Origin of the sequence: Scytonema sp. PCC 10023 (genome assembly GCF_963920835.1) — a bacterium.
GTDB lineage: Bacteria > Cyanobacteriota > Cyanobacteriia > Cyanobacteriales > Nostocaceae > Kalymmatonema.
Genome location: NZ_CAWUDP010000004.1, coordinates 1 through 24599 on the forward strand (window position 1 = coordinate 1; position 24599 = coordinate 24599).

At 43.5% G+C, this 24599-nt stretch carries 17 protein-coding genes; 9 read left to right on the forward strand and 8 right to left on the reverse strand.

Going from position 1 to position 24599, the window contains the following annotated elements:
- Positions 1-362: 362 nt before the first annotated feature.
- A complete protein-coding gene (locus ACM0OZ_RS03610) occupies positions 363-641 on the forward strand; it encodes a helix-turn-helix domain-containing protein (protein WP_414581462.1) in 279 nt (92 codons plus the stop codon).
- The gene (locus tag ACM0OZ_RS03615; RefSeq protein ID WP_414581463.1) at positions 642-785 is read left to right on the forward strand and encodes a hypothetical protein; all 144 of its coding nucleotides are present in this window, start codon (positions 642-644) and stop codon (positions 783-785) included.
- A gap of 41 nt (positions 786-826) precedes the next feature.
- Here the strand turns inward: ACM0OZ_RS03615 and ACM0OZ_RS03620 are convergent, their stop codons facing one another.
- Both ACM0OZ_RS03620 and ACM0OZ_RS03625 read right to left on the reverse strand, forming a co-directional pair.
- Positions 827-2704 (reverse strand): GUN4 domain-containing protein, encoded by a 1878-nt coding sequence (locus ACM0OZ_RS03620; protein WP_414581464.1) that lies wholly within the window; start codon positions 2702-2704, stop codon positions 827-829.
- Positions 2705-2720: 16 nt separating this feature from the next.
- Complete coding sequence (locus tag ACM0OZ_RS03625) at positions 2721-3218, reverse strand: hypothetical protein (protein WP_414581465.1); 498 nt, start codon at positions 3216-3218, stop codon at positions 2721-2723.
- A gap of 543 nt (positions 3219-3761) precedes the next feature.
- Between ACM0OZ_RS03625 and ACM0OZ_RS03630 the strand changes: the two genes are divergently transcribed.
- Complete coding sequence (locus tag ACM0OZ_RS03630; protein ID WP_414581466.1) at positions 3762-5024, forward strand: HhoA/HhoB/HtrA family serine endopeptidase; 1263 nt, start codon at positions 3762-3764, stop codon at positions 5022-5024.
- Between the two features lie 370 nt (positions 5025-5394).
- Here the strand turns inward: ACM0OZ_RS03630 and ACM0OZ_RS03635 are convergent, their stop codons facing one another.
- A complete protein-coding gene (locus ACM0OZ_RS03635) occupies positions 5395-6138 on the reverse strand; it encodes a class I SAM-dependent methyltransferase (RefSeq protein WP_414581467.1) in 744 nt (247 codons plus the stop codon).
- Between the two features lie 693 nt (positions 6139-6831).
- On the opposite strand from ACM0OZ_RS03635, the gene ACM0OZ_RS03640 reads away from it, so the two are divergent.
- A complete protein-coding gene (locus ACM0OZ_RS03640; protein WP_414581468.1) occupies positions 6832-8760 on the forward strand; it encodes an alpha-amylase family glycosyl hydrolase in 1929 nt (642 codons plus the stop codon).
- 103 nt (positions 8761-8863) lie between these two features.
- On the opposite strand, the gene ACM0OZ_RS03645 is transcribed toward ACM0OZ_RS03640, so the two are convergent.
- Positions 8864-9658, reverse strand: coding sequence for a hypothetical protein (locus ACM0OZ_RS03645; protein WP_414581469.1), 795 nt, complete (start codon positions 9656-9658; stop codon positions 8864-8866).
- 367 nt (positions 9659-10025) lie between these two features.
- On the opposite strand from ACM0OZ_RS03645, the gene ACM0OZ_RS03650 reads away from it, so the two are divergent.
- On the forward strand, positions 10026-10193 hold the full coding sequence (locus ACM0OZ_RS03650) for a hypothetical protein (RefSeq protein ID WP_414581470.1): 168 nt from the start codon (positions 10026-10028) through the stop codon (positions 10191-10193).
- Between the two features lie 90 nt (positions 10194-10283).
- Here ACM0OZ_RS03650 and ACM0OZ_RS03655 read toward each other — a convergent pair whose 3' ends face one another.
- Entirely contained in the window at positions 10284-10964 is a 681-nt protein-coding gene (locus tag ACM0OZ_RS03655) for a helix-turn-helix transcriptional regulator (protein WP_414581471.1), read from the reverse strand.
- 101 nt (positions 10965-11065) lie between these two features.
- Here ACM0OZ_RS03655 and ACM0OZ_RS03660 point away from each other — a divergent pair, with 101 nt between their 5' ends.
- Together ACM0OZ_RS03660 and ACM0OZ_RS03665 are read left to right on the forward strand one after the other, a co-directional pair.
- A complete protein-coding gene (locus ACM0OZ_RS03660) occupies positions 11066-11722 on the forward strand; it encodes a DUF3386 domain-containing protein (protein WP_414581472.1) in 657 nt (218 codons plus the stop codon).
- Positions 11723-12059: 337 nt separating this feature from the next.
- Positions 12060-12740 (forward strand): phosphatase PAP2 family protein, encoded by a 681-nt coding sequence (locus tag ACM0OZ_RS03665; protein WP_414581473.1) that lies wholly within the window; start codon positions 12060-12062, stop codon positions 12738-12740.
- Between the two features lie 72 nt (positions 12741-12812).
- Here ACM0OZ_RS03665 and ACM0OZ_RS03670 read toward each other — a convergent pair whose 3' ends face one another.
- Complete coding sequence (locus tag ACM0OZ_RS03670) at positions 12813-14297, reverse strand: PLP-dependent aminotransferase family protein (protein ID WP_414581626.1); 1485 nt, start codon at positions 14295-14297, stop codon at positions 12813-12815.
- A gap of 280 nt (positions 14298-14577) precedes the next feature.
- Here ACM0OZ_RS03670 and ACM0OZ_RS03675 point away from each other — a divergent pair, with 280 nt between their 5' ends.
- Together ACM0OZ_RS03675 and ACM0OZ_RS03680 are read left to right on the forward strand one after the other, a co-directional pair.
- Positions 14578-14805 (forward strand): hypothetical protein, encoded by a 228-nt coding sequence (locus ACM0OZ_RS03675; protein WP_414581474.1) that lies wholly within the window; start codon positions 14578-14580, stop codon positions 14803-14805.
- A gap of 428 nt (positions 14806-15233) precedes the next feature.
- Positions 15234-17918 carry a CHAT domain-containing protein gene (locus ACM0OZ_RS03680; RefSeq protein WP_414581475.1) on the forward strand — a complete coding sequence of 895 codons (2685 nt, stop codon included), beginning with the start codon at positions 15234-15236 and terminating at the stop codon, positions 17916-17918.
- Between the two features lie 433 nt (positions 17919-18351).
- On the opposite strand, the gene ACM0OZ_RS03685 is transcribed toward ACM0OZ_RS03680, so the two are convergent.
- Positions 18352-21408 (reverse strand): filamentous hemagglutinin N-terminal domain-containing protein, encoded by a 3057-nt coding sequence (locus ACM0OZ_RS03685; RefSeq protein ID WP_414581476.1) that lies wholly within the window; start codon positions 21406-21408, stop codon positions 18352-18354.
- A gap of 295 nt (positions 21409-21703) precedes the next feature.
- Positions 21704-24478 carry a filamentous hemagglutinin N-terminal domain-containing protein gene (locus ACM0OZ_RS03690; protein ID WP_414581477.1) on the reverse strand — a complete coding sequence of 925 codons (2775 nt, stop codon included), beginning with the start codon at positions 24476-24478 and terminating at the stop codon, positions 21704-21706.
- Positions 24479-24599 lie beyond the last annotated feature (121 nt).

A 24599-nucleotide genomic window follows, 5' to 3' on the forward strand; every position in this document is an offset into this window, starting at 1 on the left:
GCTCCCTATGAAGAAAGAAGTAAATGTCTAGACAAGTCTAGAATTTATATAGCAGGTTGTCTTTTACCGCACAGATTCAGAACGCTGCCCTATTGAAGAATTTTTTGATTCTCTGTCTGCAAAATAAAAAATACCGGGCGATTAGAAATCGCGGCTACACAGACAAAGCCTGCCTCCGCAGGCTAGATGTATTAGTCCGCGCAGGCGGTGAGACAGCGCTGCAGGAGGGTCTCCCTCCGTAGGCGACTGCGAACCCGAAGGGACTTGGTTTGTGTAGCCCCAGACTTCCAGTCTGTGGGATGAGGAAAATTTACACATTTGGGATACTCTCCCAAAAAGAGATTATTTAAGTGGGAAGCAAAATGATGAGTGATGTTGAGAAATACATTGGCAGACGCAAGCAAACCGATGCGGAGTTTGCTGAAGATTTTGAATCTGGATATTCCAGTTTTAAAATTGGGGTGCTACTGGCGCAAGCAAGAATTGAAGCGGGAATCACACAAGAAGAATTAGCACGTCGGTTAAATTTGCATGAATCTATAATCATCAAAATCGAAAACGATGGTTCAGATGTTGGTATCTCTACTTTAGAAAGATATGCAAATGCTTTAGACAAGAAACTTTATGTAGAAATTCAATAAGTGCGTACACACAAAGCAGCGGGAATGCAGCAAGGCTTTTTCTACGATTTCAGCAATTATGGCATCCACGACAGGCTGAGTGATGATGGTATAACACAATGGCATCCTGCATTTTTGTCTATTGCCATCATTGAGATTCTCTGACACTCACAAAAAACCTCAGATCAACTTGGGTGATTGAAGTTTCATAGACGAGTGATTACGAAGTCACTAAACTGTGCAGTAACAGGATCTCGGTTGTTTGCGGAAAGAACAAAAAGAAATATTTCTACCTCTGGAGATATTTCTAAATTGTCATTTTTTAAAAGAACCCAATTGCTCCCATTGGAACTGTAAAACATACTAAAATCTTTACCTTGTCTTTTGATCTTAAAATAAATAGTCTCATCCTCATAAGGCGTTTTACCTAAGGGTTCTGGATGTGCTGATAGATTTCTACACATTTCAATCTGTTTACCTTCTAACTTGTAAATGCGTAGATGATCATTTGGAGCATTTGTTGACCTAATACCAAGACCAGCACGCTGATTATTGATAGTAGGATTAAATTTAACTTTAACCCGCACCTCAAAGTCTCCATTTAATGGATAAGTAACAACGGGTGCTGTCTTAACAGATTCTTTATTTTCTGTGTAAATTTCTGTGTCTCCGCCGGCAGTTATCGATAACACACCAGGTGGAGTTATACTATACCCACTGCTGGGGGAACTGCCTGGTATCCAGGTAAAACTTTGATTCATCCAGGTAAAAATGCCAGAAACTTTAGCTTGAGGAGAAGGAGATATCGAAGGTTGGGGAGAAGGATATTTCCCTCCATTGAAAAAGTAAATGCCCAACGAAGTACCAAGTAATATAGCTGTACCTATAGCTATTAAAACAAGTAAGGTTAAGTTAGCGGGTCTTGATGTGTTTCTATCCTCATTTAGAGTTATATTCTGTTGAATTGCTTGCCCATTTGGAAGCTCTGGTTTGATAATCTGTTCAGTAAGCGCAGTGTCAGATTGTATTTTGCATTGCTCAAGCCTTGACATGAGAGAAGAGAAACGACTTACAACAGCATTAGATCGCTTCGAATATAGCCAAGCTCTGCAATACGGAAGATGACCATCAGAAGCAGTTAAAGCAAAAATAAGGTTATCATATGTACTCCAATTACCTCTTACAAACCAGCCAACGCAATCACCGAAACGCTGAAAGACTTCGTAACCTGCGCCCCTTGTTCCTCCAATACTTCGCCAAATACGCTGCTGTACACTAAGACCAAATCGCGCATCACTATATTTAACCCAAAGTTGGTCGATTTGGCTGAGGTCTTGACAGGGTAATTTTCTCAAATCTTCTGCTTCAAGTTGACCCTGTTGTTCTCGACCAGATAGCTTAAGCACAATAGCTCTGGTTTCCCTATCAGCCTCCAGCCAATTTCCCACTGCTAGGAATTCTTGGAGTACAGTGTAGTTTATGACCTGCTCGCTACTGAGGTCATCATCTGAATCATCTCGTTGATTTTGCGGGGTGTTTTGAGTTTCTATAACCTCTAGGTTTCTCAGTTCTTGGGTATTGGGGACTTCTTTCTTCGGTTCATAACTGAGGTCATCGCTTTGACTTTCCGGGATCACCTTCACTGTTGTCTCTGGCTTTTGCCCAGTAATACCCCAGACCAGCTTAATTATCGGAGCAGTATAAACACGCGTTTGTTCGCGAAAATCAACCCAAGTTATGCCTTCTAGGGAAAGTGGGAGTTGAGGCTTCTGTGGGGCATCAGCAAGCAGTACAGGAATAACAGGGCACTTTCGTTGCTTAAATTGACGCAAAAAACCATATATTTCATCTTCTTGCCACGGACCTATACCACTCTTACCAACAAAAACTGCTGCTGACTTTATGTGGGCAATCTGTTTTTCTAATTCCGGCTGCCAAGGAAAACCAGGTCGTAGCTCCCAATCATCCAGCCACGGTTCAATCTTATAGTCGTTCTTTAATTGCTGGGCAATTTTTATGACTGCTTCCTTATCTTCGCTATTGTGGCAAAGGAAGACATCGAACTGAGGTTGAGCGTAGGTCATTTAGAAGCTTCTCCTGTTATTCCTTCACACCAGCAATAATTGCTAGGGCGTTGGCATATTGTTCCAAATCTCTTCTCAACGCTTCTAATTCATCCCGCAAATTTCCTTCCTCAGACCAATTGCGCTCATGCTCTTTAGGACTCAAGTGAGGAGGACGCTGTGCTTCCCATGTCTGCAACAGTGGATGCCATTTGGCAAGAAAAGGACGCAAACCATTATTCAGTACCGCTATAGCAATGCCTCCAACAGACTCGCGGGATGCACCAACATCTGGTCCAGCTTGTTTGAGGACTTCCCGTGTTATGCCAAACAGACTGTATAAAGATGTTAGCGCCTCACGCAACAGTCCTTCGTCAATTTCCAAAGGTTGAACAGCAATACGGGTCACAAGTTCAACATATAACGACCATGCAGCCCGACGCTCAGTTGGATCGGCTTCCCATTCAGCAGAACCGATGCCAAAGGGAAGGCTGACAGAGACTTTTTTAAACTTGGCGGGGTCTATTTTAGGCATAAGTTTGTTGTCACTAGTATAGAGTCGCAGCTTTTAGGTCTTAACAACCGTCCGCTTCCTATAGTTGGCGCGGTTGCAGGATATTCTGTTTAATTAACTTAATAATTTTATAATTACATACAGCCTGCTAGCCGTGAATTCCGGGTGATACAGGCGTCGCATTCGTTTATCCATTTCACCATGGTACGATTAAAAACTATCGACCCAATTCAGGAACATGGACTTATGCTGTTGAAATGGAGATGGATCCAGAGCCAGAAATGGGTAGGGTGGGTTTTGAAACAACGATTCTTTTCAATGAAGCAGACATTCAGGGAATCATGAACTAGGTGCGTTGTCATCCAAAAGTCTTGACACGATAACTTTAGCTTATCTGTCAGGTTTGAGCATTGCGAAGAAACTTTGCAGTTCGTCCAGCAAAATCTATCAGCTGAGTGAAGTTTTGCAATACCACCTTTCTACTACGCTTGAGACAGGCTAGAACACGAGCCTTGAAATAAATTGCCCACATCCTTGATTCATCCCAACAAAGGAATAAAAACTATGTACGGCGATCGCACAGGCGCTAACTTGTCAGTTCGCGATTCTACAAACTTTTACTTTGCTCACCCCTCTTCAAGTCAGAAAACACAGCAGATTCAACTGACAGATTTTCAGCGCTTGTTACACAAGTTATCTACTTGCATACTCCTGGTGTTAGTGAGCGTTGGTACTGTATTGTTCAGTGGTTGGTTAAGCCCTGCTTATGCCTACGAGGGTTTGGCTAATGTTGGCAGCACTCTTGTTGCCGATGGCGAATCTAATTTTGTGACAGAAGCTGTAGACAAAGTAGAGTCTGCTGTCGTTCAAGTGAATGTCTCCCGCACCTTGGGAGGGGATGTGCCAGATGCTCTCAAACCCTTTCTAGGTGGTGCGCGGGGAGTTCCGCCTTCAGGACAAATTTTGCGGGGACTTGGCTCTGGTTTTGTGATTGACCCTACTGGTCTGATTCTGACTAATGCTCATGTTGTGGATGAAGCAGATACGGTCACTGTGTCCTTTCAAGATGGTCGCATCTTGCCAGGTAAAGTTTTAGGGAAAGACCCGGTGACTGATGTAGCTGTTATTCAGGTACAAGCAGAGAATAATTTACCGGCGGTTGTTATAGGTGATTCTGATAAAGTCCGACAGGGACAATGGGCGATCGCTATCGGTAATCCTCTCGGTTTACAAGAAACCGTAACAGTTGGCGTAATTAGTGGAACTGAGCGCTCTAGCGTAGACATCGGTATACCCGATAAGCGCGTTGGTTTTATTCAAACTGATGCCGCAATCAATCCTGGCAACTCCGGTGGACCATTGTTAAATGCCAAAGGTGAAGTCATTGGCATTAATACTGCCATCTTGAGGGGAGCACAAGGGCTTGGCTTTGCGATTCCCATCAACACCGCAAAAGCGATCGCCCAGCAGCTTATTGCCACAGGGCAAGTTCAACATCCCTACATTGGCATCCAGATGGTCACTCTCAACCCGCAAGTCAAGCAGCAAATTAACAACGCTCCCAACAGCAAGATTCAGGTTGAAGATGACCAAGGAATTCTGGTTGTCGAAGTTGGAAGAGCCACGCCAGCAGCAAAAGCAGGACTGCGACCGGGCGATGTGATTTCAGCAATCAATAACCAGCCAGTGACAAAAGCAAACGTGGTTCAGCGGCTTCTAGAGACAGTTGGTGTCGGCGGCAATTTGCAAATGGACGTTCGGCGAAATGGGCAAACCGTGGCATTGACAGTCGAACCTGAGCAACTTCCCAACATTCAAACTCGGTAACTTGTCCAATTTTTCATCGAATTCGTGAACAGGGAATCTGACTTTTCACGGGATGTGGAAAAGGGAGCAATGTTCGCGTTATATTCAACGCGAACTTAGTACTCGTTATTTTTCAGGCGATGGTGGTAAATATAGGGTAAAAGGAAAGATTGAATTTAAATAACCCCACAAAAGTTCAATAATCCTAAGACTAGCCAGTAAGTCAATTTGTCTTACTGGCTGGTTTGGTTTTTGGTTATAAAAACAACGATTCTCGCAACATATAAAAATTTCATTATTGAGATATATTTTGGCTTAACTGTTTTCTCACAATTCAATTCGGATTGCTATAGCAACCGATGCAGCCCAAGACCTAGAAAAATATCTGATTTTACAACTTACTTGCTGTAATAAAAACAAAACGGTCAGGAAATTCCAGAATAGATTGTTGAGCATACTTTTGTGACATTTCCGCCAAACCTTCAGCTAGTTGTTTATCATCAAACAATGAAAGCAGGGACATATAGCGATTTTCCACCATATGGAAATATTGTGATTTAGGAATAGCCTGAAGATATTCCACTAAATTAACTGATACCTTGAAGCCTACTTTTTCAAGCAAGTTAGCAAGATTGCTATAGTGAGGCTGGCTTTTTTCATATAGATGCAAAGCTTCATCAAATAAGGGGTAATCAATAGTTGGAGGTAAAAGTATTAACAAGAAAATCCCATCACTAGTTAACCGTTGAAATAAACGACTGAATAGTAGTTCTTTGTTATCTATATGATGGATTACTTCTTTTATTAGAACCTTATTGTAAACTTCGGCTTGGGATAAAAAATCTATGGCATCTAATGCCATAATTTTATATTGAGGGCTATCAGGTATTTGTTGGAGCATTTTCTCAGAAGGGTCTACGCAGATAATTGAGTTATCTAATTGTATCTGCTTCAGAATTGATTTTGCATAAATCCCTGTACCACACCCTAAATCGACAAGAGTATCTGTCGGTTTTAAGCGTAAATATTCAATGACCTTTGTAGTCATAAATTTAATGTACTCTTCTGAGTAAGACCACAAATCGTCATAAATATTGCTGATTTTTTGGTAGTGTTGCTGATTTTGTCCGCTCATATCGTTAATTCCTATTTCTCTTGAATTTGCACTTTGGATAAGTAAAATCTTGCTAACACCTTGCTATCGCGATTTTAGGATACAACTAAATTTATGGAAGATTATATAGGAATCCGATTTGATTTATGAAAAAATCTAAGTATGTTTCGGGTGTGTTATCGCCGAAAGTACGGCACCAAAGCCTTTGGATGGTGCGTTAGCCAGAGGCATAACGCACCCTACGTATATTTCAAAAATCAAATATGAGTCCTCTATATAAAAAAGCCACTACCCAACTGGCAGTGACAATGAAATAGCTGGTTAGACTATATCAAAAAATATATATTCCTATGGATTGACCTATAGGTTGTACAAGTGTGATAGTTAATGACCAGGTAATACAAGTTTAGTTTTCTCGCCAATCATACACGTTTGGCGGGATTTTTTAATTTTCACACTTTTTAGACTAAAAACCCACTAATCCTACTTATCCTACTTTCAATTTTTTCTTCACAGACCATTATTCTATTCTCTTTGCTTTATCCTCTATCTATAGATATATAAATATAGGTATATTTAGAAACTAGCCAGGGATAGATACCTCTTTCTTAAGAAAGATTAGATAATACCAGAATTTGTAGTTACACATACTACTTAGAAGTAGATTGCTAATTAATCTGCAAACCTTAGTTGCGTAAAATTTTTCATCCTCATATGGTAAATACTCCTCCATCGCTGTTTTCAGAAGATCAATACAAGGTAGAAGATGCAGAGGCAGAAGTCACTGCCATTATAGAAACACCACCATCAGAGACAGAAATTGACCTAGAGTTTCTTTACACCAGAGATATTGAATTTCGTCAGGAAACTCTCTATTTTATTGTGGTGGATCGCTTTTATGATGGCGATCGCTCAAACAGCGAAGGTGAAAATGCAGAACTGTATGATCCAACTCGACAAGATTGGGGTAAGTACTGGGGCGGTGATTTGCAAGGCGTCATCGACAAGTTAGACTATCTCAAAAGCATGGGAGTGACTGCGATTTGGTTAACTCCTCTGTTTGAGCAAATTGAAGAATTGTTTGTTGGCAATGCCGCAATGCATGGCTATTGGACAAAGGACTTTAAGCGGATTAATCCTCGCTTCATTGCTAACGGTGAAGAGCCTTCTTTAAACAAAACCCAAGAAACAAAAGATACCACATTTGATAGATTAATTGCTGAACTGCACGAGCGCAAGATGAAGCTGGTGCTGGATATTGTCTGCAACCATAGCTCACCTGATATTAGTGGTACTAAAGGTGAATTATACGACGATGGAGTGAAAATTGCTGACTTTAACGATGATGAGCAGCACTGGTATCACCACTATGGCGAAGTGCAAGACTGGGAAAATGAATGGCAAGTACAAAACTGTGAACTTTCCGGTCTTGCAACGTTTAACGAGAACAACATTGAATATCGTAATTATATCAAATCGGCAATTAAGCAATGGCTAGACCGGGGTGTGGATGCACTGCGGGTGGACACTGTTAAGCATATGCCCATCTGGTTTTGGCAAGAATTCACAGGTGATATGTACAATCACAAACCAGATGTGTTTATTTTTGGTGAATGGATTTTCAGCCATCCTTATGACGATCGCTCTGTAGAATTTGCCAATAATTCTGGCATGACGATGTTAGACTTTGGGCTGTGCGTAGCCATTAGGGAAGCTTTGGCACAAGGTGCAGAAGGTGGATTTCATCTGATTCAAGAGATTTTTGACCAAGATTATCGCTACAACGGAGCGACAGAGTTAATTACTTTTCTTGACAACCACGATATGCCCCGTTTCCAATCGCTGAACTCTGATCCAGCGATACTGAAAGTGGCAATTACCCTGATTATGACTTCTCGTGGTATTCCTTGCATCTATTATGGGACGGAACAATATCTCCACGATGACACTAATGGTGGAAATGACCCATACAACCGTCCAATGATGGATAAATGGGATACGGATAGTGAAATTTATCGTTACATCAGGCTACTTTCTGGCTTACGGCGACTCAATCCAGCGATTTCGATGGGTAGCCAATGGCAAAAATACATCACGCCGGATGTTTACGGCTACGTACGTCGCTATCGGGACTCCCTGTGCTTTGTTTTACTAAATAAGGGTGAAGCCGTGACCATACCAGAGGTCACAACAGAACTACCTGATGGAGAACACACCTGTGTCATGACTCGCAATAAGTATGAAGTGAAAGACGGTAAAATCTATGACTTGCAACTCGAAGAGCGTGGCGTGATCGTCTTAAGCCGAGTTGGAGAACGGGTGAAAGGGCAAACGATTGTGCGAGTCCAACTCAATGGTGTACAAACTCAACTGGGTGAAACTATCGTCGTGATTGGAGATTGTCCGGAATTAGGTAACTGGGATATTGGCAAGGGATATCCTCTGGAGTACATCAACTCTAATACATGGTTTGCTGAGATTCCGTTTGATGAAAGTGCTGGCAAGTTGATTAGTTATAAATACGCTATGTTGCGAGAAGGGCGATCGCCTTTGCGCGAAAATCTGATGAATCGTCGCTGGGTGATTGCCAAAGAAGGGACTGTCAAATGGCGTGATACTTGGGCACCTGGGCGCGAATCATAACAACAGGAGTCAGAACTCAGAACTCAGGAGTCAGAATATTATGTTTTTTGACTCCTGAATTCTGAATTCTCCCCATCAGAGAAATCTGTTTTGCTCAGATCATCTACACTCCTGAAGTGAGTTTTACGGCTCCTAAATTTACAGAAGGTAGATCGATACCGCCTTCCGCCTTCGTATCTAATGGAAAGCAGGGATTGTTTACATTAACCAGTTGAGCTGGTGAACAGGTTACGTCGGGACTGAAAATAGAGTAACCGTAAATTGTTTGACCTGGACTAATAAGTTCGCTTGTTTTGATAATAATACCACCTAAAGTTTGTCCAGCAGGTACTGTTAGAGCAGGGTTTTGGGCAACTCCTGTTCCAGCATTAGCAATATTGTTCACAACATAGGTTTGGGGAATGGGTGTGACCAAAGGAACTTTTCCCCATGAAGAAGCTGGTATCTTAACAACAGAACCGTAACCGCTTGGTTTACCAGAAGAACTCACTTGTGTAATTGCGGCAATTCCAAAACCATCGTGTCCGTTTGGCGCACCTCTTTCCAAGACAACAAAGCCAGTGCGATCGCTAGCTTCCACAGGAGTTTTCAAAACAAAGTCTACGCGCTCAATACTTGCGTTTCCGTTATACGGTGTACCCTCAACGTTAGCCCCTGTATTTGTAAAAACGTTATCAAAGCCTGCAAGTATATTATTCTCTGAAAGTAGCTGCTCTTGTGAGAGTGGACCAGAACTCAAAAAAGTAAAGGTATTGTTGCCATCAAATGTACCAAAATACCAGGCTAACTGCCTGTCATCTGTACGCGGGTTACGGCGAACGTATACATTTGCAGATATGGCTTCGTCTAGAGTGGCTGTTCCTCCATTAAAAGAGAAACTTGTGATAGATTGAGTCAATCCTAGGAAGTTAAGCTCGCAAAAACTTATTTCACCTTCGTCGCGTAGCCGTTGTTCATAATCTTCATGTCCTTGCCAAAATTTTTACCAACACTACTGAGCCTGCCTTTACTTCTATCTGATTACTGAATCGGTGTTCTAGCGGGTATTGAGTGATGAAAAGTTTGATTTGAGCAACACATTGAAATTTCATTCTTTAGAAATATTAAAATTTCATTCTTTAAATAGATTTTTTCGCTTAACTGTCTTAACTGTCTTAACTGTCTTAACTGTCCTTTTTTCTTTTTTCATTTGTGTTAATTTTTTTAGTGTTTGTATTACTTGTCTGGTTATAGACACTAGTAAAAATCAAAAGAGGTGTTGATAGATGGGATGGGTAGTCAAATACGAAAGCCGTTTATTTTCTGAGACAAAGACGGATGGTATTTTTGTTAAAAAAAGTACAGCAGAATTTTGGGAAATTTGTGTGTCATTACATCCTAGTACTATTCGAGTTTGGATTGAGGAAGTTTCCCAAGAAAAAAAGGGTAATTGACTGGAAGTTAGCACTCGACAAACTTTTTTACCACTTCTACTACTTAAGGACGCAATACCTGGCACTGCTTCCAAAGTGTCAACTGACCACTTAACTGATAACTGCTCCCAAACTATCTTGCAGCTTTGCGACCATCTCAGCACGCGCCGAAACTTCTAGTTTGCGGAACATCCGTTTGAGCGCTTGCTTGACAGAATTTTGTGTAATCCAAAGTTTTTCGCCAATTTCCGCATTGGTTAACCCCCGCGCCACCAACTCAGCAATTTCTAATTCACGGGGAGTAAGACGACTTGCTAACGGACAAAGAGATGTTTTTGGTTTGGCGCGTAAGGTGGCGAGTTTTGCGGAAACATGAAGGCATAAAGCACTCATGTCAGCCAGATCATTGACGTTAAAAGCAGCAGTACCATGCTCACGGGCGAGGTTAAGCGTTCCCACAAGACGACCATCACAGACAATTGGTCCGCTCATGACGTGTTCATGGTCATGGCGCGAGCAAAAATGCTTCCAATCTCCAGTTGGTAACACCAATTGCTCGTGAACAGGAGCATGACGTTCAACGACGAAGCGCCCAACCGGATTGCTTTCCATACACACACCCGGAACATCTTGAGCATCTACCTCTGGAGGGAACGGTTCATCCAGCAGATAGAGACCCCAACGCTGCACGCCAAAATACTCCGCCACTGTATCTATCAGAGCTCGTCGTAGTTCTTGCTCATCGCTGACAGAAGCTATTTCATGAAATACAGTTTGAAGAGATTTAACCATAGGTGTACCCACTTGGGGTCTATGCGAAACTTCATAATTACTTCTATGCTAATAGCAGCAAAGGTAAAAAGCTAACACAACAGGTGACGATAGGAGAAACAATGACAGTAACACAAGTTTCTGCTCAAGAACTTTTTCGTGCTGCATACGAAAACCGTTACACTTGGGAGAAAAACTTCCCTGGTTACACCGCAGATGTCACCTATAAACAGGATGACCAGGTGATTACAGGCAAAATTCGCATCAACTCGAATCTCAAGGCGGAAGTTTTTGAGGTAGAAGACGAGCAGGCGAAGCAGTTCATTAACAATCAAGCATGGGAGATTGCGATTCACCGCATCCGTCGCTCTTTTGAAGAAACCCACGGCGCGAATACATTTCGCTATGGTGCAACTGACGAAACTGGTGCTGTTGAGATTCTTTTAGGCGGTAAGTCCGAGGGCGATCGCTACAAAGTCCGCAACAATGAAGTGAGCCACGTCCACCGTCATATCCACAACGTTGTTGTGACCATTGACACCTTCAGCAGTCATGATACAGGAGAAGGCTACCTGTCTCATCAATATGACTCTGTTTACCACGATCCGAAAACGGGCGAACAAAAAGGCGGAAGAAGCGAGTTTACAGATGAGTACGAAAAGGTTGGCGATTACTTCATCCTAAATCGTCGAGAAATTCGCACCGAAATAGAAGGAAAAACATCCATTCAGGAAATTATCTTTTCCAACATTCAGTTATTGGAGCCTGTTGCTGCTTAATTGCAGTGCAGATGGATTAGATTCCCGACTTCTTAAAGAAGTCGGGAATCTTGTTGTTCAGGAATGATTTACGATTGCTGTATATTAGATTAGTATTCACTTAGTTCTTCTGGTGTTTTTGACCTCTGTTGCACGACAGATAACAGGCGCAGACAGAATTACGAAAGCAATCAAAGCCACGTTAGTCAACATTGTTTAACCCCTTTTGTTTTTAAAGTTCTTCTTGGTATAGGACTACTGGTTTTTTCTCTAAGGTTCCGGAAATTCTCTGGTCTTGAGGACAGTTTTCAAAGCTTCATAGTTAAACTTGTTTTTAGGGATTTTTTGATTAGAAAAATTGTTCACCGCACGGCTCTGGAAGCTTTTCCAATCCTTTTTCAGATTTGTCCAGCAACTGCTGATTACCCATTGGCGATCGCTGCTGCTGCTATTGCTCGGAGTCTTTTTACCTTTGCTGGTTTTCGGGGAACTGGCAGAGGATGTTTGGGAGAATGAAGGTGGCTTCTCGTGGGATGTACCCTTACTGTTGGCAATTCACAGCACAGCCAATCCTCAACTGGACGTTGTGGTCACAATGCTAACTAAATTGGGTGTGTTTTGGGGTGTGTTTCCGATGGCGACTGTCACCGCGCTAGTGCTATTTAGGCGCCGACGGTGGCGTAAGCTCACTTACTTGATTGTCACCTTACTGGGTAGCATCATCATCAACCGGACAGCGAAGGTACTGCTGCATCGAGTCCGTCCCCACTTATGGGAATCACCTGCACCAGAATTTGACTACGGATTTCCTAGCGGTCATGCGATGTCGAGCATGACGTTCGTAGCAGTCTTAGTGATTTTGAATTGGAGAAGTCGGTGGCGCTGGTTGATTTTAATTGTCGGGGCAATTTTTGTCTTGGTTATCGGCTGGACACGGCTTTACCTGGGAGTGCATTATCCCAGCGACATTTTGGCAGGCTGGATGGCATCGATTGCTTGGGCAGTTGGGGCTAGTTTCATCATCCGGCTTTGGCGATGATCCAGTTGCTATAGCATTCTTCAGATCCCCGACTTCTTTAAGAAGTCGGGGATCTTGTTTGTTCAGATATAACTAAATGCTGTGAACAAGCGTTTGATATCTGTTTCTCCTCTCGCCACTTTTGTCAAGATGTTTTTTCAACAATTTACCCAAAATAGAGATACCTTGCTCGATATCCTGTGGTGAGTTGGCGAAAGTCAGTCGCATCGCTGGATAACCCTGTTTATCTGGGAAAAATGCGGAACCACAGAATATCAGCACATTTTCCGACAAGGCTTCCTTAGTCATTGCTTGAATAGGAATATCGGCTGGTAATTGCACCCAAAGAAATAACCCTCCTTTGGGAACCGTCCACTTTGCTTCTGCGGGAAAATAACGCTCCATGGCTTGCACCATAATATTGCGGCTTTGGATATTTTCCGCTCGCAGTTGGCTAAGGTGACGGCGGTAATGTCCTGATGCGAGGAATTCACTCACGATTGCTTGAGAAACCGTGGATACATGAATGTCATGAACTAATTTCCGCTCCAAAATTGCTTGATAATGCTTGCCTGTAACCACCATATAGCCCACTCTTAACCCAGGCATCAAAGTTTTAGTAAAGGTACCGACGTATGTCACCAATTCGTGTTTATCTAAAGCTTTAATTGGTGCTGGAACCGGCTCAAAATTCAATCCTTCATAAGCATTATCTTCCAAAATCGGACATTCATATTGTTCGGCTAATGCCAGCAATTTTTGGCGATGTGCCTGAGTGGTCGTCAAACCAGTAGGATTGTGTAGGGTACTAATGGTGTAAATTAATTTTGGGCGATGGCTCTTGAGGTATTGCTCTAACAACTCCAGATTCATCCCCTCGGCTTTCATGGGAATACCGATGATTTTGGCTCCTAAGTTTTCTAAGATGGCGATCGCACCATAATAGGTGGGAGCTTCTACAATCACCCAATCTCCGGGTTGCACAAAATGAGACATTGCCAATGATAAAGCTTGCTCAGAGCCATTGGTAATAATTAAATCCTCAGGTGATACATCCAGTCCCTGATGTACCAACATTTGAGCAATCTGTCTGCGTAGTATTAACTGTCCTTGTGGCAAGTCGTATTTACATAATACATCTACCTGCTTGAGCGCTCGTTTGGAAATTTGCATTAAATCCTTTGGCGGACGAGGAAAGCCAAAACTCATATCAATCATTCCTGGCTGCGCTTGTGCTTGCACTCTCGCCATATGCATATCAAAAAAAGAATTGCCTCCTGGCTCTTTAATGATGACTTCTTGCTCTGGGGCAAAAGTTGGTTTCAGGTTAGCAGACACCAGCTGAGTGTTCACGAAATAACCAGAACCTTGACGAGCGCAAATCACTCCATCTGCTTCTAAAACGTTGTATGCCTCAATAATGGTGAGTTTATTAACTTGCAAATTTTCTGCTAAAGAGCGGATTGAGGGGAGGCGATCGCCGCTTTGCAGTGCGCCGGATTTAATCAGACTACTAAGGCGATCGCGTATCTGCAAATAAATAGGCTTAGGTGACTGCCGATCTAAAAAAATCTTCATTTTGGCGCACTCATCAACGACGACAACAGCACTATTACTGGCAATATAAGCGATTTTCAATTGTTATGCATGGTACAGTTGGGTGAATTTTGACTAGAACAGTTGTCAAGGTGCATAACTGTTCTAGTACAAATCTGCAAAAACTGTACCTTCTCACTCTTCCATTCCTGAGCGAAGGTAAAAGTAATAGTTCACCAAACAGTAATAAGCAATCACTGCTTAGTGCTGAACCATTTTTACTACTCAAAACGTTCTCAAGTTCACGCTCGGAAATTTTGCTATGGAAATCTTTAATTTTTCAAAAGAAATATTGCCGAAGATAAAAAACGTTTGGCAACATTTTGTAATCTGGCTGGTTAGCAGTTCTGAACTGCAAGTATGGCAGCAATCAGACCGTTATGGTCGTACTTTTTCTTGGCACGCCTACGACCCGTTAACAGGACGTTCTGCTTGTTTTGGTTCTGAAGAAGAAATGCGAATTTGGATCGAGCAATGTTACTACAAGTAACAGATAAAGTACAGTACTACCTCAAGAACACTTGACTCTTGGAAAATTATCTCCAAACTAAAACCCTATTTGCTTGCGGCAACAAACAGACAGGGGTAATACCAATTCACTAAGAACGCTCATTCATAAGGGTACGGCATTAAGAAAGCCTAAGATAACCAGGGTTTGGCAGTGTGTATCTGTCGCATTCTTTTTTCACGCTTGGTATAATATAGCGGTTTCAATTAAAGAGAATACAGTGCTTATGGGGATTGTTAATGCCGTACCTTATGAATGCGGTACCTTATGAATTCCCCGTAAGCGCAAAGCGCAGGCTCCGCCAAGCGCGTAAGCTCCCACCGGGTGAAAGCACGCGCGCAGCATCTTTGCTCTTGAGAAGGGGTTGGCTGGGGTATCCCTTTACTATCTGTTGATTCAAGGGAAAGAACATGGCAAGAAAACGGTCTGTATTTTTCCATACAATACAACCCTTTTTGAAGTCTAGGCGTTTAGATAAGGGTTGGCTGAGTCGGTGTGTATTGGCGCTGCTTACCGCGTTTCTGTGCATAGTACTTTCGCCCCTTTTGTCAACCGTCCTTGCTGTTAATTCTACTACCACTACTCCACCAAACAGCACGGCTCAAACCGAAAACTCAGTGCAACAAGGCAAAGCACTGTATGATGCTGGACGGTTTGCTGAAGCGCTCAAGGTTTTGGAACAGGAAGCTGCTGCTTTTAAAGCCAGTGGGGATAAACTCAATGAAGCTATGGCTTTGAGCAATCTTTCCCTAGTTTATCAGCAACTTGGACAGTGGAGTCAGGCAGAAAAGGCAATTATCCAAAGTCTGAATTTATTAAAAAATAACGATAACTCAAAACAGCGTTTTGCAATCTTCGCCCAAGCTCTAGATGTGCAAGGACGGTTACAATTGTCACAAGGACAAACTCAAGCTGCACTCTCGACTTGGCAAGAAGCTGCAAAGATTTACAAGCAAATAGGCGATTCGGCGACATTAACCCGCAACCGCATTAATACTGCTCAAGCAATGCAAGCTTTGGGGCTTTACCGTCAAGCTAGCAAGATTTTAACAGAGGTTCAGCAAACCCTCATAAGCCTAAGAGACTCGCAACTGAAAGCAACAGGATTGCGTAGTCTCGGTAATATTCTCAGAGTTGTTGGTGATTTAAATACATCCAGAAAGGTCCTAGAGGAAAGTTTAGCAGTCGCACAGCGCGTAAAATCTCCAATAGCTACTGGTGATACTTTGCTGAGTTTAGGTAATACGGCTCTCGCCCAGGGAAAAACTCAACTTAGTCTGGACAACAAAGCCGGGGCTGAAAAAGAAACTCAAGCTGCTTTAAAATATTACCAACAGGCTGCACTTGTCGCACCAACCGTCACGCGCATTCAGGCACAACTGAACCAACTTAGCCTACTTGTGGAAGACAAGCGATTGAGCGCAGCTTTGGCTTTAGCATCTCAAATTCAACCAGAAATTAGCAAGTTGCCACCTAGTAGAACTTCAGTGTATACCCGGATTAACTATGCTGAAAATCTAACACAATTAAAAGAGAAAAGCAACGCAGATAACCCGTCATGGCTGGATATTGCTCAGATGTTGTCCACCGCTCTTGAGCAGGCGCGAAGCTTAAAAGACGCGCGAGCAGAATCTTATGCTTTGGGTATTCTGGGTGGGTTGTATGAACAAACTCAGCAGTTATCTGAAGCACAAAACCTTACCAAGCAAGCACTCATTATAGCCGAAACTCTTGAGCCACGGGACATTGCTTATCAGTGGCAATGGCAGTTGGGACGTTTACTTAAAGAATCGGGAGATATTCCAGGAGCGATCGCATCATACGATGAAGCATTCAAAACCCTTGAATCTCTGCGTGGCGATTTAGTCGCCATTAATCCAGAAATTCAGTTTTCCTTCCGCGAAACTGTGGAACCTGTGTATCGGGAGTTGGTTGATTTGCGGTTGCAGAATCAGGGAAGCCCTGAAACTAGGCAATACAATCTTAGACAAGCTCGTAATGTAATTGAATCACTCCAACTCGCGGAACTGAATAACTTCTTTCGCTCACCCTGTGTGGAAACCAGAGTCGAAATTGACACGGTGGTTCAGCAAGACAAAAAAGCGGCAATTATATATCCTATTATTTTACCAGACCGCATAGAAGTTATTCTCACGTTGCCTGAACAAAAGGAACTTCGCAAATATACAACGGTCATACCCCAAGAAAAAGTAGAAAACATCGTACAAGATTTGCGGAAAAGCTTATTGGATGTGGCGGGAACTTTTCAGGTTCAGGAAAAGTCGCAGGAGATATATAATTGGTTAATTCGACCAGCAGAAGCAGAGTTAAGCAAGAGTGGCATCAAAACCTTAGTGTTTGTTCTGGATAGTTCGTTGCAGAATATCCCGATGGGGGTTCTGTACGACCAACAACAGCAGAAATATCTGATAGAGAAATATGCTTTAGCCCTTAGCCCTGGTTTGCGACTTTTTGACCCCAAACCGTTGCAACGGGTACGCCTAAACGCTTTAACTGCGGGAGTGGGTAAAGAACGCTTTGGGTTTCCTCCATTGCAAAATGTGCCACGGGAATTGGAACAAGTCAAGTCTGAGGTACCGAGGAGTGAAGAACTCCTAAATCAGAAGTTTACTGAAAACAACTTGCAAAAGGAACTACAATCAGCTCCTTTCTCGGTAGTTCATTTGGCGACTCACGGCGAGTTCAGTTCCGATCCAGAAAAAACCTTTATTCTCGCTTGGGATAAACTACTTAAGGTAAAGGATTTTGACAGTTTACTGCGAGTCAGCGAATCTAGCAGGTCAAGCAACATCGAATTACTCGTCCTGAGTGCTTGCAAAACCGCCCTTGGAGACAAACGAGCAGCATTAGGATTAGCTGGAGTAGCTGTGCGGGCGGGCGCACGCAGTACGCTAGCAAGTTTATGGTCAGTAGATGACCAGTCTACCGCAGATGTGATGAGCGAGTTTTACCGACAGTTACAGACAGGGGTGAGTAAAGCCGAAGCACTCCAGCGTGCTCAACTTGCGGTTTTTGTCAAGGATAATAGTCCTTATCATTGGGCACCTTATGTGCTGCTGGGGAATTGGTTATAACGGAATTTTGAATTTTGGACTTATATCAGGTTCGGTTGATTATATCATGTCCGGATAAACACTTATAAAAAACGAAGAACCTCACCCCCATCCCCTCTCCTTATTAAGGAGAGGGGTGCCCGAAGGGCGGGGTGAGGTCTTTTTATTGTAAGTAATTAAGCGAACTTGATATTACTTATCATTCCTGAAGAACCCCACCCCGGTTTTGTCTTGGGCCAAAACCTCCCCTCCCCGCATGCGGTGAGTCCAGCGCTGCAGGCGGGTTTCCCGCCGTAGGCGACTGGCGTTCGCGTAGCGTGCCGAAGGCATACCCGGAGGGGGAGGGGATAAAGGGGAGCCAGCGCTGCAGGAGGGTTTCCCGACCTAGGCGACTGGCGTGTGGGGTGCAGTCAAGGTGGTAATCATAACTAATTAACCGAACATGATATTATCTCTATGTGCGGCATTTAGCCGAGGTTTGCCAAGAACTGCGAGGCGTAGTCGTGGGTGCCGAGGCTGTTAAGACTACCTCACCTTTGGCGTTGAACACCCACCCAGTCGCTTCAACTATGGGTTCTGGCGTGGGCTTTGTTGGTGTGGAAACAGATGGACTCTTGCGGTTGTCAAAGTTTGGGTTGAGGGTTACCCAATCTACTAGAACGGCGTCAGGTGTGAGAATGTCTTTGGGGTTGGGGGGTAAGCCGCCGCGTCCGGTGATGATAAAACTGCTTTGAGCGTAATTGGGAGAGTTGCAACCTTGAGCTACCTCAGTGTCAACTGGTACTGATGGTAAGTTAATTAATCTGGTGTTGGGGTCAATATCAGGTGTGTTGACTTCCACAGTACCACTTAAAGAAGGGTTTGTTTGCGAGATAGCAGTGATGTCGTTCGTCTGTAATTTACTGGGGTCTAAATCATCAGGACGCAACCTCTCAATTTCTTGCCGACTAAGTGGTGCAATTCCAAATATGTCACTAGCCTTAATTGTAATTTTTCCACCAGTGCCACTATACGCATTGGCAGTGATGTCGCTGTTTTCATTTGGAACGGCAACGATGAACCCATTGGGAGCATTGATTCTAATGTTACCACCGTCACCACCTTTGTTGTCAGTACCCGCAGAGGTGGAGATGGAACTTCCACGACGCAATAAAAGTAAGTTCCCTATTTGTAACTCAACATCTCCACCCTTACCCGTTGTGGAGGTTCCATTCATCCGACTTTGATTATCAAGTTGAATGGTATCTGCCACAATATTCAAAGTACCAGCATTGCCATCACCAGTACTTTCAACTTCCAATCTCCCTTGATTATCAAGAACCAGGGTTTTTGTTTGCACACTCAAGTTTCCTGCATTGCCACTGCCATTGGTTGTTGCAACAATTCCACCATTATTGATTTTCAAAGATTCAGCAGTAACAGTAATTTGTCCAGCATTACCCCTGCCCAAAGTGTTGGTACTCATATCTCCTGTATTTATCACCATAGGACCTGCGATATTAATGTTGATATCTCCGGCTTTACCTGTGTTCCTTGTACTGCTATTGATCTGCGAATTTTCAAGCTCAAAAGAATTTGCGTAGATGCTGATTTTTCCTGCGTCACCCTTGCCAACGCTGTTTGTAAATATACCTAGAGGATTCCGTAACACCATAGAACCTGCGACATTAATGTTGATGTCTCCGGCGTTACCTGTGCTATCTTTTTCAGTCGCCTGGCTAGTGATCTGCGAACTGTCAAATAGCAAGGAATTTGCATAGATATTGATTATTCCAGCGTCACCAATGTTATTGGCGAAGCTATATATGCCTGAAGACTTGCTCTCAAAAGAATCTGCGACATTAATGTTGATTTCTCCACCTTTACCTGTGAGAAATGTACGACTATAGACTCCCGAAACTTCCATCAGCAAGGAATTTGCAGTAATGCTGATTTTTCCAGCGTTACCCCTGAGGGTTTGGCTCAGTATAGCTGCATTTTTTACCACCATAGGACCTGCGACGTAAATGTTGATGTCTGCGGCTTTACCTGTACTATTTTCCTGCGTACGACTAACGATCGCCGATTCATTTTCAAGCCGCAAAGAATTTGCCCTTATGTTAATTTTTCCAGCGTCACCTTGACCAAAAGAGTAAGTATCTATACTTGTTCCACTTATTCCATTCCCTAGTAGCAGTAATGGACCTGCGACATTAATGTTGACTTCTCCACCGTTACCTGTACTATCGTTCCCCGTACCGTTACTCAAAGTAGATTGGTTTTGAATCACGAAAGAATTAGCTTTAACTTCCATCCGTCCGGCGTTACCTGTACCATCAGTGTTACTGCTTAGCCCACTTTTGTTACCGATAAAAATAGAATTAGCTTGTAAAGTAATGTCTCCAGCTTTTCCCGCTTCTAGTACGCGAGTACCCACACCAGCCTGATTCTCAAGCCTGATAGAGTTGTTAGCAACCAGCTTAATTTGTCCGGTATTCCCCGAACTGAAACTGTTAGAACTGATGTCGGACTGATTGATACCTATTTCTTCACCAACAATACTGATTTCTCCCCCATTTCTGTCGCCAAGCGTATCAGCTCGTAGAATAGACTCAGAGGTGAAATTGATGTTTTTACCAGCAACTGCAATGGCACCACCGCCCACTCCTGTAGTACTTACGAACGATTTACCAGAGAATTGGATGTCTGCAAAACTGGGAGCAGCTTCATAACCCAGCTTCCAACCTTCTGGTACCGAGACGAGACTCACAGCTCCATTGCTCGCAACACTACCGATTTCAATACGTCCTGCTGGTGACTTGAGAACACCACCTTCAACAGACACTTTACCGCCCACCAGAGCTAAGGTTTTCCCCGACTCTAGCTCCAATCCTGGAACGCTACTGTTAAGAAGAGGACGGGGTCTCCCTGGCTTGGTACCATTACTATACTCGATCTGAGCCTGATCATATACAAATTCGTGCCCTGCCCCTCGTACTTGAATTTCCCCTGGATTTGTGCCCATACCCAGTCCAATAGGTGCGGTTATCGTCAACAGGGGTTTATCTGGTGATGGAGTGGCACTGAATTTAGTACCATCGGCAAAATTTATACTGCTTGCTGTACTACCAATAAACGAACCTCCAATATTTAATCTGGCATTGGGACCAAAGATAATCCCATTTGGATTAATCATAAACAGGTTAGCTGTCCCGTTAGCTTTAATTAACCCATCAATGTTTGATACTGAGCCACCCGTTACCCGAGTGATAATGTTTTGAATATCAGCAGCATTATTAAAGAAAGCAGTACTCCCTGTGGGAACAGAAAACTCCTTAAAACTGTGGAACAAGTTGCTTGCTGCTTGTGTTCCTCCAGTGATATTAAAGTTGTTACCCTCGCTTGTGACGCTGGAGTTATTAGGTAAGGTGGCATCCGGCGTAATTTGAGCAAGAGCACAATTTGCCCAAACGCTGACACCACCTATGGCAATACCTAACAAAGCGCCCCAACAAGTACTTATCCCGGACATTGCAGCCCCTCCAGCGTTTGGCGTTGCACAACAACGGTTATGTTGCCCTAGTACAAAGTAAACCACATCCAGTGGTACTCAAAGTAACCTCCACCTACTTCTTAGCTTTAGGAGTGCGAGTTTTATGCAAAACCCGCCATTTCTTTACGAAAGTTCATATAAAAAACCCGCCTGAGCAAGGGTGCAGTAGGGAATACCAGAACTGAATTTTTCACCACACCGCACACTTTGTACCAGTCCAGCAGACAAGCTCAGTGCGTAAGTCCTGTACAATTGAAGATGTGGACACTAGCATCTAAGAAGCTCTGCATCTTGCAGAGGGTGACCAAGAATTACGAGGCGTGGTGGTGGGTGCATCGGCTGTTAAGACTACCTCACCTTTGGCGTTGAACACCCACCCAGTCGCTTCTACGATGGGTTCTGGCGTGGGCTTTGTTCGTGTGGAAACAGAGGGACTTTTGCGGTTGTTAGTGTTTGGGTTGAGTGTTACCCAATCTACTTCTACAGCATCAGGTGTGAGAATGTCTTTGGGATTGGGGGGTAAGCCGCCGCGTCCGGTGATGATAAAACTGCTTTGAGCGTAATTGGGAGAGTTGCAACCTTGGGCTACCTCAGTGTCAACTGGTACTGTTGGTAAGTTAATTAATCTGGTGTTGGGGTCAATATCGGGTGTGTTAATTTCAATAGTGCCACTTAAAGAAGGGTTTGTTTGCGAAATGGCAGTGATGTCGTTCGTCGGTAATTGACTCGGATTTAAACCCTCACGACGCAACCTCTCAATTTCTTGCCGACTTAGCGGTGCGATTCCAAAAATGTCAGTAGCCTTAATTGTAATTTTCCCACCAGTGCCACTAAACGCATTGGCAGTGATGTCGCTATTTTCATTAGGGACAGCAACAATGAAGCCATTGGGAGCATTGATGGTGATATTGCCGCCGTTTCCACCAGCCTCTTGAGTACCTGCACTGGTGGAAATTTGACTACCGCGACGCAGTAGCAGTAAGTTACCAACATTTAGTGTGAGATTGCCACCATTGCCAGAGGTAGTGGTTGCATCAATCAAGCTCTGATTATCTAGCTTAATGATATCTGCCACAATCTCGAAAGCACCAGCATTTCCACTACCTGTACTTTCAAGCCGGAATCTTCCATCATTGTCAAGATTTACGGTTTTTGCCCGTATATACAGGTTTCCTGCATTGCCACTGCCTGTGGTTGTCGTACTAATTCCACTAACATTACTGATTTCCAAAGATTCAGCACGGACAGTAATTTGTCCAGCATTAACCGTTCCATAAGTGTTGCTATCTATACCTGAATAGTTTTGTAACACCAAAGGTCCTGCGACATTAATATTAATTTCTCCAGCTTGACCTGTGTTCTGTGTACCGCTACTGAACCCCGAATTGTCTGAAATCAGCAAAGAATTTGCTGTAATGTTGATTTTCCCAGCGTTACCCTCACCCAAAGCCGCGTTACTAATACCTGCAAAGTTCTGGAACACTACAGATCCTGCAACATTAAGATTGATTTCTCCAGCTTGACCTGTGCTACCTTCCTTCGCAGCACTAGTGAACCCCGAACCGTTTTCAATCAGCAAAGAATTTGCTGTAATGCTGATTTTCCCAGCGTTACCTGTGTTCTCTGAAACGCTCGTGAAGTTTGAATTGTCTGAAATCCGCAGAGAATTTGCCGTAACGTTGATTTTTCCAGCATTACCTGCGCCTTTGGTTTCAACTCCCAAACCAGCATAATTGCGGACTACAAAGTCGCCTACTGCAATGTTCATTTCTCCGGCGTTGCCTTCACCATTAGAAGAAGCACCAAAACCAGCATTATCAATCAGTAGAGAATTAGCTTTAACTTCTATCCGCCCAGCATCCCCTTCACTAAAGGTTTTGCTACCTAGACCACTACGATCTCTAACTTCAATAGAATCTGCTTTGAGGGTAATTTCTCCAGCTTTTCCCAATCCTTGTGTGTTTGCACCCGCGCCACCGTTATTCTCAAGCAGGATAGATTTGTTGGCTACAAGCTTAACTTGTCCGGCATTCCCTGAACTAAAGGTGGCAGTGTTGATCTCGGACGAAATCACAGATATCTCGTCCCCAACAATACTAATTTCTTGCCCATTTCTGTCACCACGCGTCTCACTCAGTAGAAGCGCCTCTCCAGCCAGACTGATATTTTTACCAGCAACTGCAATCGAACCACCGCCGACTCCTGTGGTATCCACGAACGATTTACCAGAAAACTGAATGTCTCCAAAACTGGGGGTGCCAGAATAATCCAGCTTCCAACCTTCTTGTACCGGGACGAGACTCACAACTCCATTGCTCGCAACACTACCGATTTCAACACGTCCTGATGATGACTTGAGAACGCCACCCTCAACAGACACTTTACCTCCGACTAGTGCTAAAGTCTTTCCAGACTGAAGCTCTAATCCTGGAACGCTACTGTTAACAGGGTCACGAGGTTCCTCTGTTTTTTTGATAGCCTCAAGGTTAATATCATGCCCAGGTCCTCGTACTTGAATTTCCCCTGGGTTTGTGCCCAGACCCAGTCCAATAGGTGCAGTTATTGTCAACAGGGGTTTATCTGGTGATGGAGTGGCACTGAATTTAGTACCATCGGCAAAATTTATACTGCTGGCAGTACTACCAAGAAACGAACCTCCAATATTTAATCTGGCATTAGGACCAAAGATAATCCCATTTGGATTAATCATAAACAGGTTAGCTGTGCCGTTAGCTTTAATTAACCCATCAATGTTTGATACTGAGCCACCCGTTACCCGACTGAGAATGTTTTGAATATCCGCAGCATTATTAAAGAAAGCAGTACTCCCTGTGGGAACAGAGAACTCCTTAAAACTGTGGAACAAGTTGCTTCCGGCTTGGGTTCCTCCCTCAATCGTTCTGATATTGTCCTGTATTGTGACGCTGGAATTATTGGGTAGAGTGCTATCGGGGGTAATTTGGGCGTTGGCACAATTCGCCCAGAAAGCATACGCACCACCTATCGTAATTCCTAACAAACAGCCCCAACGAGTACTTATCGCGAACATTGCACCCCCTCAAGCGTTTTAGTTGGTAAACGATTATGCTACACCAGTACAAACTAAACCACATCTAGTCGTACTCAAAGTAACATCTGCCTTCTTCTCGGTTTCAAGCGCACGACTTTTA